The organism is Alcaligenes sp. LTN-3, from assembly GCF_059735605.1.
Window position 1 is genome coordinate 300,310 of the sequence record NZ_JCAPDN010000003.1, and the last position, 14,147, is coordinate 314,456.

The following is a 14,147-nucleotide window of genomic DNA, read 5'->3' on the forward strand; positions in this document are numbered from 1 at the left end:
CGCCCCAGGAAAAAGATCTCACGCAGTAAGATTTATTTTTTCAAGCCAAGCTTATTCCTTAAGCCGGAGATCTGAAATAAAAAACCCCATCATATGTTTTTTTACATGATGGGGTTTTATTTACTTCTTTGTTTTTGAAACGATCTAATTATTAGATCATAACAAGAAAAACATATGTTTCACGTGGAACAAAAGCACCTAAAACAGCCTTAAAAGGGCTTTACGAGAGGCAAACCCTGTCGAATTAGGGCTGAGAAATCCTGCCCTTCCCGCTGTGACAAGGCTCTTGGATTGATGTAACCCAGTTGCTTCAGTTCCTGAAAACTATGGTCGGGTGCCAAAGCATTCAAGCCATACACATACTCGTCCAGATAGCCCGACGCTAGCACACGCCAGTCCCACGGTACGCCATCCACGATCCTGGAGACCATGTCATAAACAATAGTGGTGCAGTTAGCCGTCAACGTGTTGTAGAAACGGGGAGTAGTCTGCAATTGCTGGCCTTGCTTTACATACGACAAGAACAAGGCCTGCATAGCGGGTTTAGCTAAATCCACGCTGTACATGTATACGTCTTCGCCGCGAATATTACTGCGAGTACGCACAATATCCTGCTCTGTTGCCGCGACCAGACTTAACTCAAAGTCTTTGAAAAAACCGCCTATTGCAGAAAAAGCCTCATGCTTTTCCTTGCGTATCTCTACCGAAAACACCACATGACGGCCATCTTCAAACCCGAAAGACACCAGGGTATGGGCAATCACTGGCCCCATCCAGTACGAAAGAAACATATCTACCGATTTGAGTGTCTGCAAATCATAGTCCTGGCTTATCCAATGCTCGTCAAAATCGGTCTCACTGCGCCAGGTAAAGTCACGCACATTGTGCAAAGTCACAATCGAACCATTGACCTGTCCATCGCTTATTCTGGCGACATCAGGAGCCCATTCCCGGTCATTACTAGGCACAATACTGCTCCACCAGCCCACCAGCACCAAAAAGCCCAGCACCTGAGGCACAAAGAGCCAGTTCTTGCCCTTACCCAAGGCGTACAGACTCAGTACAGCCACCGCGACCCAGCCGGCCAATGCCAGCCAGCGCCCAAGGCTTGCCGAAAGCTGAAATTGCAGTGCAAGCGTCCCCCAGACCGCTACTACCAAGACCAATAACAAGACCAAAATCTTGATCACCATCGCCCCCCACCTTTTCATGCCTACTCCACCTACACCTTAAATACAAATTGATTTTTAAGCGCTGAACCGTCAACCATGCCCCCACGCTACGCCTTCGGCTTGCTACCCCTCAGGGGGAGTTTTTTGCCGAGGGCGCCGAGCCTTGGGGCGGCCCGACAACAAAAAAAAACCTGTGTCCACTTGAACACAGGTTTTACTCATTAGAAAACAGGGTTTAGCCCTGATAGCCCATCGCCTGACCTTGACGAATGATGCCTTGCGGCTGCCAGCCAGGATCAAAGCGGTATCCGCTTTCTTTAGGAAACAGCATCACAACAGTAGAGCCCAGCAAGAATCGACCCATTTCCTGCCCCTTTTCCAAGGCGATACCCTGGCCGTCATAATTCCATTCGTGAATCTTGCCATCACGCGAGGCATTCACCACACCGTGCCAAACCGTGACCATACTGCCCACCACCGTCGCCCCCACCAGCACCAGTACAAAAGGGCCTTGCTCGGAGTCAAAAAAGCAGACCACGCGTTCGTTACGCGCAAACAGGCCAGGGACACCACGCGCTGTCGTAGGATTGACCGAGAACAAGTCACCAGGCACATGAATCATGCGCTTGAGAACACCCGCGCAAGGCATATGCACCCGGTGATAGTCGCTAGGACTCAAATACAGGGTTGCGAACACCCCATCCTGATAGCGAGCAGCCTCCTTGGCGTCACCACCCACCAAAGCGATGGTTGAATAGCTATGGCCTTTCGCCTGGAACACCTCGGCGCCCTGAATAGGCCCCAGTTGGCTAATAGCACCATCGACAGGGCTGACCAGTGCCGTATCCGCGATAGGGCGGGCGCCCGGGCGCAAGGCGCGGCCAAAGAACTCGTTAAACGTAGTGTAGCTGGCTGGATCGGAGTTTTCCGCTTCACTCATATCGACCTGGTAACGGTCAATAAAGCGCTTGATAGCCCAGGTCGTACGCCCGCCCAAGGGCTTAGAGGCCAAGCCGCCTAGAAACTCGGTCAGAGCCTGTTTAGGAAGGAGATACTGGGGTAGAACAGCCAAACGGGGATGCATAAAATCAGCTCGCAAACAAATCCTGCTTCAACCTGAGGCCAAAGCATTGATGCCATTCAATGTAATTGTGTTTATCGCACCACATCCGGCCCGGGACAAGCACTTCACAGGCCACACACAGTCAGAAATCAGGCGGCAAACACTGGCAAGAACAGAACAATACGCACTTGTAGCACAGGTTGCTGCCATACGACATAAAAGGGTGGGCAAGCGTGCCCGGTCAAATGTACACAACCCGATCGCGGCCTTCTTCTTTGGCTTGATACAAGGCGCGGTCAACCCGGCGCAACGTACGCTCGTAATCCGGGTGGCCATCGTACAGGGCCACGCCAATACTGGCAGTGATATTCATGCTCTCCCCATCCACAACCCGGAAGGTTTCCGCATGAATGCGAAGACGCAAGTTGCGGGCAGCACGCACCGCTCCATCCCCATCCACATCGACCAATACCAGGAGGAACTCCTCGCCGCCAAGACGGAATACATAATCACCGGCACGAGCACTATTGCTGAGCAGCTCGGCAAACTGACGCAAGATGCGGTCGCCCGCATCATGTCCGTAGGTATCATTGACACGTTTGAAAAAGTCTATATCCACGGCCAGCAGCGCAAAACGCGACCCCCGCTGCTGGGCATAGCCCACTTCACGGCTAAGCACTACAGGTAGGTATTTGCGGCTTAACAGGCGGGTCAACACGTCCCGGCCAGACTCCAGCTCGTTTTGCTGCTCAAACAAGCGATCCAGGTGCAAACCAATCGCCCGGGTTCGATCACGCAGCTCATGCAAGCGCGAAATCTGTCCTTTCGTGTCCCCTTGTTCGAACGCGGGCATCAACTCGGTATCAATCAGGTTCATCAGATCCAGGATCTCACGGCTCTCTACCGTGCCCTGAAACGCATGAGCGCCCTTATGTTTGAACCAAATACCGAAGTCCGAATCTCCAATTCGCGGGGCAGGCGTCACGCCATTGTTGACCGCCATCGCAAACATAAAGAGATTTTCCCAATCCAGCAGTGCGGCACGCTGTCGCCCACGCTCGGCCGCCGCGTTCTGCACAATGGCAAACAGGCGATAAGACTCTTCAGCACGGGATTTACGCTCACGAGAATTGGCATAGGCATGGCTCATCAGCTCCATCGCCAAGTCAATAAAGCTCTGAACGTAACGAAAGCACTCCCACGCTTGCTCAGAGCTGACAGTCGAGGACTCAAACAAAAAGCGGGCATAACGCCCCTTGAGCAAGCGTGCGCCGCGCAGCACCAGATGAACAGGTACCCCCACCCGTGCGTGGACCTCGCCAACCTGATTTTGCAGCCTGACCTGGTCCTGCATATCACTGTGCTCATCTACCGAAAACAGCTGAACCAACCAACTGCGCAAGGAACGATGCAAACGCTTGTGCACCTGTTCATGTGACAGATACACCTGCGCAGCAGGATGCTTGAGCATATGCGTATAAAAGTGGGTCGCAAGCTCGTCCTGGTTATCTTGAGTGATAGTCAGCACATGAGCACGGACTGCCAGGGGCACTTTCTGGAGCAAGCCATGCCAATCCTGAGCGGCTTCTTCGATATTCGGTTGAGACATGAAGTACGGGGTGAGTAGCGAGACGATACTTAAGGATTAAACAGCCTTGGCGGCAATTGTTACATGAGGGGAGGTTTCGCGCTATTTCTTATAGCGATACAAGCCACAGGCTAGCAGGAGAATACCCTTGCTATTGCCAAGGAAAAAACATACCCCTTAAAGATAAGTGGGTGATACCACCCGCCACGACAGCAGCATAGTGTCTATGCACTCAAGCAAGCCCCTGTTTTGCCTCACTGTGGCGGCGATCTGTGCTTCAAACTCAAGGCTTTGTCGCCCCAATGCCCTGGAAGTTCCACGGTGAGCAGATTGTCCTATCAAAGCAGATAGCTGACTAAACAAATTACCCGCTATCGCCAAAAAGCCACGCTCGGCATCCAGGCTGAGAACGGTCGATCAAGCATGCCCAGGCTAAAGAAGCTGAAGCAGGCCGAGACAGAATCTGGGTTTATATCCAATACTGAGAAAACATCCAGATCTACATGCCCATAGCTGGCCACAGCACGCCGGTTCGGGTCGGGTCGGGTCGGGCCGGCAGATAGGTTCCACCGTTAAACCTGATCATTCAATGTTTATTGCTCTGCTCCAAGCCATTCTTTTATTTATCTACAAAGCGAAGAAAGAAATCAACTGATAATCAAAGAAAATAGCTGGAGGACAGGGATAAACAGATTCAAATTATTTATTAATTTCTTTTTTTTAAAAAAATATTAATCAACAAAAAAACTGTCTATATAAAGGAAAGACGAATAGCAAGAAAAAAATCCAACTAACAATTAAAAACAATAAATCGGACTGCTAATTTTTTATTTCCTGTAGATAAAAATAAAAACTAGGGTGAAAAACAAAACCAATATATTGAATCACAAAGATAGGGGTTTGTTTGGGCCAGAGAAACCAATAACGGTCGTGATAGACCAACTTATCCACAGGCTTGTATAACAAAGAAATCCACAATTTTATTAACAAAATAGATTAAGCCAAAAATGGAAATATGGAATCTATTAAAAATAACCGTTAATAAGAAAGTGAATAGTTTGTGGATATTATAAAGGCTTAATTCTTGCTCAAACAGGGTACGGGTACAAACACCGACCTCAGCTCACCCAGACGCTCCCTGAAGGGGGGATCCAGCCAGAAAATCAGTCAAGGATTGGGCAAAAAAGCTATATTTAAGGCCACGACTAGCCTTGAAGCCCTGTGGATAAGCTCCAAGAAGGCCTGTTGTGGACGTGCTGTGGATGAAAGGGGGATAAGTCACCTATCTTTGTAGACCTCAAAATTTGTCCAGTTTTGGTCCACCGACTCCATCAAGGTGGTACACAGGCAAAAATGTTCAATAAGTCACTGAAATTAAAGGTAAATTTTCATCTATGCGACTTATCCACAGACACCCATTATCCATTACCAGTTATATATATAGTTATTATTAAATAAAGATATCTTCACCCATGCCCAACTTTCTTGTACAGCCCTTACCTTCAGGTTCTTTAGACATCATCGGCGATGTACATGGAGAACTTCAGGCCTTGCAACAACTGATCCAAAATTTGGGCTACCAAGAAAATGGCTCTCATCCAGAGCAACGTAGTCTGATATTCGTGGGAGATTATTGTGATCGAGGTCCAAACAGTCCGGCAGTCATTGAATACCTTAAGTTCTTGATAAATAAAAATAAAGCAAAAGGAATATTAGGTAATCATGAAATCAATCTGCTGATAGACGATGCAAAAGATGGATCAGGTTGGTATTTTGACCAACGATATCAGTCAGATTTAAAAAATTACTCGCCATTTACGCGTGTAAAACCAAAGAATAAAGATGAAATTAAAAAATTTTTAAGCTCATTACCTATCGTATTAGAAAGAAACGACCTCAGAATTGTGCATGCCGCCTGGAATAATTCAGCAATTGATGCTATTCGATCGGTTAAAAGCGAAAATTTTCTTGATTTTTTCTTCGAATGCGAGCGTAAAGCAGATACTTATGCAGAAAAAGAAGGAATTCTGGATAAATATCTAGCTGCAAAACAGGAATGGAAAGAAAAAATCGAAGATCCAGAGGCGTTGGTGCCGTTATTGCAGGCCTACATTGACTACGATTTGATCAAAAATGACTTCAACCCCATCCGTTTGCTCACTTCCGGGACTGAAGGACCGGCAAATCGTCCCTTTTTTGCGGGTAACCGATGGCGTTTTTCCGACCGTACCCCTTGGTGGGACAGTTATCAGGACGATATTCCGGTGATTTTTGGTCATTATTGGCGCCAGCTTTTTCCTCAGCCGACAGCGAAAATGTCTAAATACTCCTTGTTATTCAAGGATATAGATCCTTTTTCCTGGCACGGAGCGAAGAAAAACACATTTTGCGTGGATTTTTCCGTTGGGGCTCGCTGGCGTGATCGCCGTAAAGATCAGGAGCCCGAAGACTCCGCCTTTCACCTGGCCGCTTTGCGTTGGCCTGAGAAAATCATCATGACGGACACCGGTTTTACGTATCCAACCCGCTAAATTCACTTTTCTGCTCGCTGTTACAATTTTCTTTTCTGTGGATAAGCTCTAGGAAGGGCATTGTGAACAGGGTGTGGATACATAAGGCATAAGTAGGTGCTTCTTTGTGAAGTCTAAAAGTTGTACCTAAACCATCCACCGGTAAGCGTTAGATCTATCCCCGGAAAAAAAAGGTCTAAGTTCTTGTTTTATCGTTGTTAAAGACACTTGTTCGACTTATCAACAGGCCTCCATCCATTAATTCTAATAAAAGATTTAAGTGCTTGTTATATAAGATAAGTTCAACTCCTTGCAGGCCAGGCCCCAACCCTTTGCAAGCCAAAAGTTCTCGACTAAGATGCAGTCCATGAACAAAAATCACGATCTTGCTCGAAGCTGGCTTATGCGACTTTTGCATGCAGGAATTTGAACCGCAGAAGTTGAAAATTCATTTTCAGCATCAAGCAAGGTCGACTTTGCTATCAAGTCACTGGGGTTTCCGTCAGTATGAGAAAAACTCAAATAAAGAGTCTGATAGCAAAAGAGGGGAGTTCTATCTGGAAGACTTGTTTGGCCAAGTATTGACTATGGTTTCAGGGATTGCTGCGCCTGGAGCTTGTACTAGGCCAATCTTGTTTGAATTTTTGACTTATCCACATTTTGTGGGTAAGGCGTGTGTTGATGCTCACACTCGTCTTACGTTGTTGGAAAGGGCTTGATGAACTGTGTATTTTCACAGATAGACAGTAAGTGAAAAGTACGTAGTTTTGTAATAAGTCCTTGTTTTATATCTCTATTTTTCTTTATTTTAATGTTGAAGTCGTTTTCTTTGCTGATGGTGGGGACTGAAGCGCAGAAGCTGTAGCGTTGGCTTGTGCTTGTTTTTATCAAAAGAAAAGAAGTGATAACTGGGCAAAAAATCAGGTTTACCCCCAAAGTTATCAACAGGATGACTCTTGAAGACTGAATTGCTTGTTTCACCTTTGACGCTTTGTGGGGTGCAAAACACGGGTTTTGTGGTCCGTGTTCCATGTTTTGGGTCTCAAAACGCTTGCGATGTTTTGCAGTGCAGCGATCCGTCTTTTCTGGCTGCGAAAGGACAGATTAGCGCTGTCGTACTTGTCCACAAAAATCGGGAACAAAAAACCCCACGCTGCGCCTTCGCGCTTGCTGCCCCCCAAGGGGAGCTTTTTGCCTTGGGGCGGCCCGGCGGCAAAAAAAACCGCCGATAGGCGGTTTGAAAAACAAGATGAAGAGAGGCTCTAGACCTTTTTTAAGCGTTCAATAGCCTGATCTAAGGTGTTGTGCTGCTTGGCAAAGCAAAAACGCAGTAAACGATGGTTAGCCTGTGCAGAATTGGGTTCCAGATAAAAGGCTGAGACAGGAATCGCGCCTACTCCGTAGTTCTGGTTCAGGTACTTGGCAAAATCCAACTCGGACAGCTCCGAAATATTTTCATAGCTGGCCAATAGGAAAAAAGTCCCTTCACTGGGCATAGGTGTGAAGCGGGTGTTTTGCAGACCTTGGTGCAAATGATCGCGCTTTTCCTGGTAGAAAGCAGGTAGGCGCTCCCAGGTAGCAGGATCCTGCATATAAGCGGCCAAACCGGCCTGTAAAGGGCTGGGAACGGTAAAGACAGTGTATTGATGGACCTTACGGATTTCCGTGCTGAGAATGGCTGGAGCACAGCAATAGCCTACTTTCCAACCTGTAGCGTGGAAGGTCTTGCCAAAGGAAGAAACGATCACTGCTCGTTCCGCCAGACGGGGACGGGTAGCCAGACTTAAATGTTCTTTCTGATCGAAGGTCAGATGTTCATAGACTTCATCGGACAAGATGATCAAAGGATGCTTTTCTACAATCTGTTCCAACGCATCCAGGTCCTGGGGCTGCAATAGGGTACAGGTCGGATTGTGCGGAAAGTTAATCACCAGCATGCGAGTCTTGTTGGTGATGGCTTTTTCCACACGCTCCCAATCCACGCGGTAGTAAGGTACAGACTCGCTAGGCGCTGTCATGGGCACGGTAACAGGAATACCTCCTGCTAGCTCGATGGCGGGGATATACAAGTCATAGAAGGGCTCGATGACAATGACTTCATCGCCTGCATGCACAAAGGCTTGAAAACTGGCCATCAAGGCCTCGGTCGCGCCACTGGTAACGGTAATCTCCGTATCCACGTTATAACAGTGGCCATACCGAGCGAGTGTCTTGTTGGCAATAGCTGCCCGCAGGGCAGGGTAGCCAGCCATGGCGGGATATTGGTTAATACCATCGAGCATGGCTTGGTGTACGGCCTCAATCAGAGCCGGATCTGGATTGAAGTCTGGAAAGCCTTGTCCGAGGTTGATCGCTTTGTACTCCAGGGCCAATTGGCTCATGGTAGTAAAGATAGTGGTGCCCACAGAAGGGAGCTTGGATGTGATCTGCATGGGTCAACGGATAGGAATAATAAAAATGCACCCGTGCTTCAGATTTGAGCAAAAGTTGGGCGGCGTAGTATCAGATAAATTCTTGACGAAAATACCATAGATTCCACGCTTTTCCGTTGATCGTGGAACCCTGGGTTCAGGACAGTTTCTTACATCGATATAGCTGTTCCCTATATACAGTCCGAACTTTGTTTTTCTGGTGTGTCTGGCAGCCCCGTTGTGACTGCAGGAATTTTTCTGATAGACCTGTGTCTTAAACCTGAGCGTCTAATCAAGCTTCATATTCTCAGACAGACCGGAGATAAAACGGCATTTTTAAAGCACTGCCTGGTCTCGCCCACAAGCCTGGTCTTGTCTGAAGGATCTCTTTTTGTTAATTGATTTTGTCTGCAGACAAAGTAGTCAGATTGGCAAATTGGGAGCTATCCCTTCTCCTTCTCAGCGCAAATTCCCTTGTCACCTGACTGTTGCGCTGTGCTCCTATTTATCTGGCAGTGTTTTTTTGATTGTTCTGTTATCCACAATTTTGCTCTCTACTTGGATTGCCTTTACCCACTTGCTGGAGGGTAGCCGCTTAGATAGCTACTTTTATGGGGTTTAAGGGTGATAAGCGCGCCTTTTATAGCTTCGCTCCTGGGCGTGTTATGGTCAAAAAAAACCTTTGAAAGCATAACCCACGCGCCGTAGTCGGACCTGGGGATAAAAAACGGTCTGTTTCTCCACAAAGTTATCCACAGTGGTATTTACGCAAAAAACTGTGTTCCACGTGGAACAGATATTGGTTTCATGTGTTTCACGTGGAACATCCAGTGCTGGTAATCGTATAATTGATTTTTATTTTTTAGCTGTTCTGACATGATTTATCCCGAAGAGTTTGACGTTATTGTCATAGGCGGCGGACATGCTGGTACCGAAGCGGCTTTAGCGGCAGCTCGAACCGGTGTGTCTACCTTATTGTTAACCCATAATATGGATACCTTGGGGCAGATGTCCTGCAACCCTTCTATTGGGGGGATTGGCAAGGGGCATTTGGTTAAAGAAGTGGATGCGCTGGGCGGGGCGATGGCTTTGGCCACCGACCATGCTGGTATTCAATTCCGCACCCTGAATAGCTCCAAAGGGCCAGCCGTGCGTGCAACGCGTGCACAGGCAGACCGCTCTTTGTATCGCAAAGCTATCCGCGAGGTTCTGCAGAATCAGCCCAACTTGATGGTGTTCCAGCAGTCGGTCGAAGACTTGATTGTGGAAGGTGATCGGGTGGTAGGGGCTGTCACCAAGATTGGTTTGGAGTTCAAAGCCAAATCCGTGGTTCTGACGGCAGGTACCTTTTTGAATGGCTTGGTCCACGTAGGTCTGAATAATTACTCGGCAGGCCGGGCCGGGGATCCCCCCTCCATCAGTTTGGCCCACCGCCTGCGGGAACTGCAATTGCCACAAGGGCGATTGAAGACAGGGACCCCTCCACGCATTGATGCCAACACAATCGATTTTTCTCGTCTGGAAGTTCAGCCAGGCGATAGTGATCCGATTCCGGTGTTTTCCTATATGGGTGATGTTTCCATGCATCCCCAGCAGATGCCTTGCTGGATTACGCACACCAATGAGCGTACCCACGATATTATTCGCTCGGGCCTGGATCGCTCGCCCATGTATAGCGACCAGGGCACCATCGAGGGTATTGGCCCACGTTACTGCCCATCGATTGAAGACAAGATTCATCGCTTTGCAGACAAGAGCAGCCACCAAGTGTTTCTGGAGCCTGAAGGCTTGAGCACGACTGAGATTTACCCTAATGGTGTCTCCACCAGTCTGCCTTTCGATATCCAATTAGCAATGGTGCGCAGTCTGCCTGGCTTGGAAAATGCCCGTATCATGCGTCCCGGCTACGCGATTGAGTACGATTATTTCGATCCCCGATCTCTGTATCCTACTTTGGAAACCAAACAAATTCGTGGCTTGTTCTTTGCCGGCCAGATTAATGGCACGACGGGTTACGAAGAAGCAGCCGCACAGGGCTTGTTGGCTGGGGTGAATGCCGCCCGTTTGGCGCAAGGTAAAGAACAGTGGTACCCACGCCGTAACGAGGCTTACCTGGGTGTGTTGGTAGACGATTTGATTACCCGTGGGGTGACCGAGCCGTACCGCATGTTTACCTCTCGCGCGGAGTATCGTTTAAGCCTGCGGGAAGATAATGCCGACCAGCGACTGACGGAAATGGGTCGCGAATTGGGGCTGGTGGATGATGTCCGCTGGGATCAATTCAACCGTAAGCGCGATGCTGTCGCACGTGAAATTGAGCGCTTGAAGGGCACCTGGGTGAACCCTCGTAGCTTGCCCGCTGACCAGGCCAATGCACTGTTAGGCAAAAATATCGAACGGGAATACTCTTTCTTCGATTTGCTCAAGCGTCCCGAAGTGGACTATGCAAAGCTAATGGCTGTACTCAATGATCAAGGTGCCCCCGTAGCAGGCCCCGGTCTGGACGATCCGGTGTATGTTGAACAGGTTGAAATCCAAGTGAAGTATGCAGGCTATGTGGCGCGTCAACAGGACGAGGTGACTCGTCAGGCAGCGCTGGAAGAGCAGGGCATTCCGGAAGATTTGGATTACGACGATATCAAGGGATTGTCGATTGAAGTGCGGCAGCGTTTGAAGGCTGCAAAGCCTTTGACCATTGGCCAGGCCGGACGTGTTCAGGGTGTGACACCTGCGGCGGTGTCTTTATTGCTGGTTCACCTGAAGCGCAAGCAAAAAAACAAACAAACGGTATGAGCGACATTTTTTCAAAACGCCTGAATCAGGCCCTGCTGGATTTGGGTCTGGATCAGGATCCTGCCTTGGTGCGCAAGCTACTGGATTATATTAATCAGTTGCAGCGCTGGAACCGTACCTATAATCTGACTGCCCTGCGTGACCCAGATCAAATGCTGGTGCAACATATTTTTGATAGCCTGTCTATTGTGCGCCCGTTTCATAATTACCTGGCCGGCCACAATCAATCGGCTCAAGAATCGGTTCGGATTGTGGATGTAGGGTCAGGGGCTGGTTTGCCGGGTGTTGTTTTGGCAGCAGCATGTTCCACGTGGAACATTACTTGCATTGATGCTGTTGAGAAAAAAATGGCATTTGTTCAACAAATGGTGGGGGCTTTGGCCTTGCCTAATTTGTCGGCAATGCATGTGCGTGTAGAGCAGCAGGAACCCATGCAGGCAGATATTGTGGTTTCCCGAGCTTTTTCTTCGCTGCTTGATTTCGTGAATTTGGCAGGCAGGCATGTTCGACCAGGTGGGCGCATTGCAGCTATGAAGGGTAAAGAGCCTGACTTGGAAATAGCCGCATTGCAATCGGAAAGTAACTGGCAAGTCGAACGAATAGAATCATTAACCGTACCGGAGCTAGAGGCACAGCGTTGTCTAGTGTGGTTGGTGCAGCAAGGATAATCATGAGTAAAAACGACGAAAAATCTCCCCGTGCCTATGTGTTCTGTATTGCGAACCAAAAGGGTGGGGTAGGCAAGACAACCACCGCGATCAATTTGGCCGCTGCACTTGCGGTACTGAAGAAAAAAGTTTTGTTGATTGATCTGGATCCCCAGGGCAATGCCACTATGGGTAGCGGTATTGATAAGAACAACCTGTCTGGCAATTTGTACCAAGTACTGATTGGCGATGAAAGCATTGCTAATGTAAAGATACATTCAGAAACAGGTGGTTATGACGTCTTGCCTTCCAATAGGGAGTTGTCGGGCGCGGAAATCGACCTGATCCAGATGCAAGAGCGCGAGCAACAACTTAAACAGGCTCTGGCACAGGTGCTGGACGATTACGATTTTGTGCTGATCGACTGCCCACCTACCTTGTCGCTGTTAACGCTCAATGGCCTGGCTAGCGCGCATGGGGTCATCATCCCCATGCAGTGCGAGTACTTTGCTCTGGAAGGGCTCTCGGATCTGGTCAATACGGTTAAACGGGTCTATCGCAATATCAATCCGGATCTGCAGTTGATTGGTTTGCTGCGGGTGATGTTTGATGGTCGTGTCACCTTGCAGCAGCAAGTCTCCAATCAGATCGAGACCCATTTTGGCGATAAGGTATTCAAGACGGTGGTGCCACGTAATGTGCGTTTGGCTGAAGCGCCAAGTCACGGTATGCCAGGTATTGTCTATGACAAGAACTCCCGGGGTGCCAAGGCCTATATGGACTTTGGCAAAGAGCTGATCAAGCGCTTGAAGAAAGACTCCCGCAGCGATAAGGCATAAGGCACACAAGAATCAATAGGAATGTAAGCATGGCTACACGAAAACCAAAAGGTCTAGGTCGAGGCTTGGATGCCTTGCTCGGCGCAGACACAGGCGCTATCGCAACTATAGGGAAAAAGGGCGAAGCGGCGGTAAGCGATGGCCCGCCTTCCAACCTGCCCGTTAAGCTGCTGAAGGCAGGGGTATATCAGCCGCGCACTCGAATGGACGAGGGAGCCTTGAATGAGCTGGCCGAGTCCATTCGCGCCCAAGGTGTGATGCAGCCAATTTTGGTGCGTCCCTTGTCGGGTAAGGATAAAGGCAAGTACGAGATCATCGCTGGTGAGCGTCGTTTCCGCGCGTCGCAAATTGCAGGTCTGGAAGAAGTCCCCGTCCTGGTGCGCGAAGTTGGCGACGAAAATGCCGCCATCATGGCTTTGATTGAGAACATTCAGCGTGAAGATCTGAATCCGCTGGAAGAGGCACAAGGCGTCAAACGTCTGCTGGACGAGTTCGGGCTGACCCACGAGCAGGCTGCTCAGGCTATTGGCCGTTCGCGCTCGACCACCAGCAACCTGCTGCGTCTGATTAACCTGGCAGAGCCTGTGCAGATTATGCTGCTGGCCGGGGACATCGATATGGGGCACGCCCGTGCCTTGCTGGCTATGGACGCTGCTCGTCAGATCATGCTGGCCAACGAAGTGATTGCCCGCCGTCTGTCGGTACGAGAAACCGAGAAACTGGTTGCCCGTGCCCTGCATGAGGATGACGAACCTGCCAACAAACAGGCTCAGAACAAGGCCAGTCGCAATGGGGACGTACAGCGCTTTGAAAAAGTGTTGTCTGACCACTTGGGGACCAAAGTGACCTTGAAGGTGGGGGCCAAGGATAAAGGTCAGCTGCAGATCGCGTTTCATGGCTGGGAGCATCTGAACGCCTTGTTGGAAAAGCAGGGCTTGTCATCCCTGCTGGAGCAAACGAACGATTAAGCCAGGCCCGCATTAAGCTACAAACAATGCGATTGCCATTGAAAGAGCCGACCACAGGTCGGCTTTTTCGTTGTTATGAGCCGCGTTTTGTTAATGGTCCGCAGCTTCCTGTAAAAAAGAAGCGGCAAGAAGGAGATGGATTAGAAAAACTTCTGA

10 protein-coding genes are annotated in these 14,147 nt (G+C 49.1%); 6 read left to right on the forward strand and 4 right to left on the reverse strand.

Annotation, left to right across the window (positions count from 1 at the left end):
• Positions 1-209 precede the first annotated feature (209 nt).
• The 3 genes from AC6I6N_RS14290 to AC6I6N_RS14300 all read right to left on the reverse strand — a co-directional run bounded on the left by AC6I6N_RS14290 (position 210) and on the right by AC6I6N_RS14300 (position 3,844).
• Entirely contained in the window at positions 210-1,211 is a 1,002-nt protein-coding gene (locus AC6I6N_RS14290; RefSeq protein WP_429647316.1) for an Lnb N-terminal periplasmic domain-containing protein, read from the reverse strand.
• A gap of 196 nt (positions 1,212-1,407) precedes the next feature.
• Positions 1,408-2,256 (reverse strand): archaetidylserine decarboxylase, encoded by an 849-nt coding sequence (gene asd, locus AC6I6N_RS14295; protein WP_108726982.1) that lies wholly within the window; start codon positions 2,254-2,256, stop codon positions 1,408-1,410.
• 220 nt (positions 2,257-2,476) lie between these two features.
• A complete protein-coding gene (locus tag AC6I6N_RS14300) occupies positions 2,477-3,844 on the reverse strand; it encodes a diguanylate cyclase (RefSeq protein ID WP_094198199.1) in 1,368 nt (455 codons plus the stop codon).
• Positions 3,845-5,295: 1,451 nt separating this feature from the next.
• Between AC6I6N_RS14300 and AC6I6N_RS14305 the strand changes: the two genes are divergently transcribed.
• Positions 5,296-6,354 (forward strand): metallophosphoesterase, encoded by a 1,059-nt coding sequence (locus tag AC6I6N_RS14305; protein ID WP_094198198.1) that lies wholly within the window; start codon positions 5,296-5,298, stop codon positions 6,352-6,354.
• A gap of 395 nt (positions 6,355-6,749) precedes the next feature.
• Complete coding sequence (locus AC6I6N_RS14310; RefSeq protein WP_429646660.1) at positions 6,750-7,052, forward strand: hypothetical protein; 303 nt, start codon at positions 6,750-6,752, stop codon at positions 7,050-7,052.
• Between the two features lie 543 nt (positions 7,053-7,595).
• Here the strand turns inward: AC6I6N_RS14310 and AC6I6N_RS14315 are convergent.
• A complete protein-coding gene (locus AC6I6N_RS14315) occupies positions 7,596-8,765 on the reverse strand; it encodes a methionine aminotransferase (RefSeq protein WP_230019554.1) in 1,170 nt (389 codons plus the stop codon).
• Between the two features lie 855 nt (positions 8,766-9,620).
• Between AC6I6N_RS14315 and mnmG the strand changes: the two genes are divergently transcribed.
• From mnmG to AC6I6N_RS14335, 4 genes are read left to right on the forward strand one after another with little or no spacing between them, the layout of a single operon-like run.
• Positions 9,621-11,537 (forward strand): tRNA uridine-5-carboxymethylaminomethyl(34) synthesis enzyme MnmG, encoded by a 1,917-nt coding sequence (gene mnmG, locus AC6I6N_RS14320; protein WP_497943589.1) that lies wholly within the window; start codon positions 9,621-9,623, stop codon positions 11,535-11,537.
• Positions 11,534-12,205 (forward strand): 16S rRNA (guanine(527)-N(7))-methyltransferase RsmG, encoded by a 672-nt coding sequence (gene rsmG / locus AC6I6N_RS14325; protein ID WP_427954998.1) that lies wholly within the window; start codon positions 11,534-11,536, stop codon positions 12,203-12,205. Before mnmG ends, rsmG begins: the two co-directional genes overlap by 4 nt.
• 2 nt (positions 12,206-12,207) lie before the next feature.
• A complete protein-coding gene (locus AC6I6N_RS14330; protein WP_094198194.1) occupies positions 12,208-13,023 on the forward strand; it encodes a ParA family protein in 816 nt (271 codons plus the stop codon).
• A gap of 29 nt (positions 13,024-13,052) precedes the next feature.
• Positions 13,053-13,991: a ParB/RepB/Spo0J family partition protein gene (locus tag AC6I6N_RS14335; RefSeq protein WP_108726977.1), complete on the forward strand. Its 939-nt coding sequence runs from the start codon at positions 13,053-13,055 to the stop codon at positions 13,989-13,991.
• The last annotated feature ends 156 nt before the right edge of the window (positions 13,992-14,147 follow it).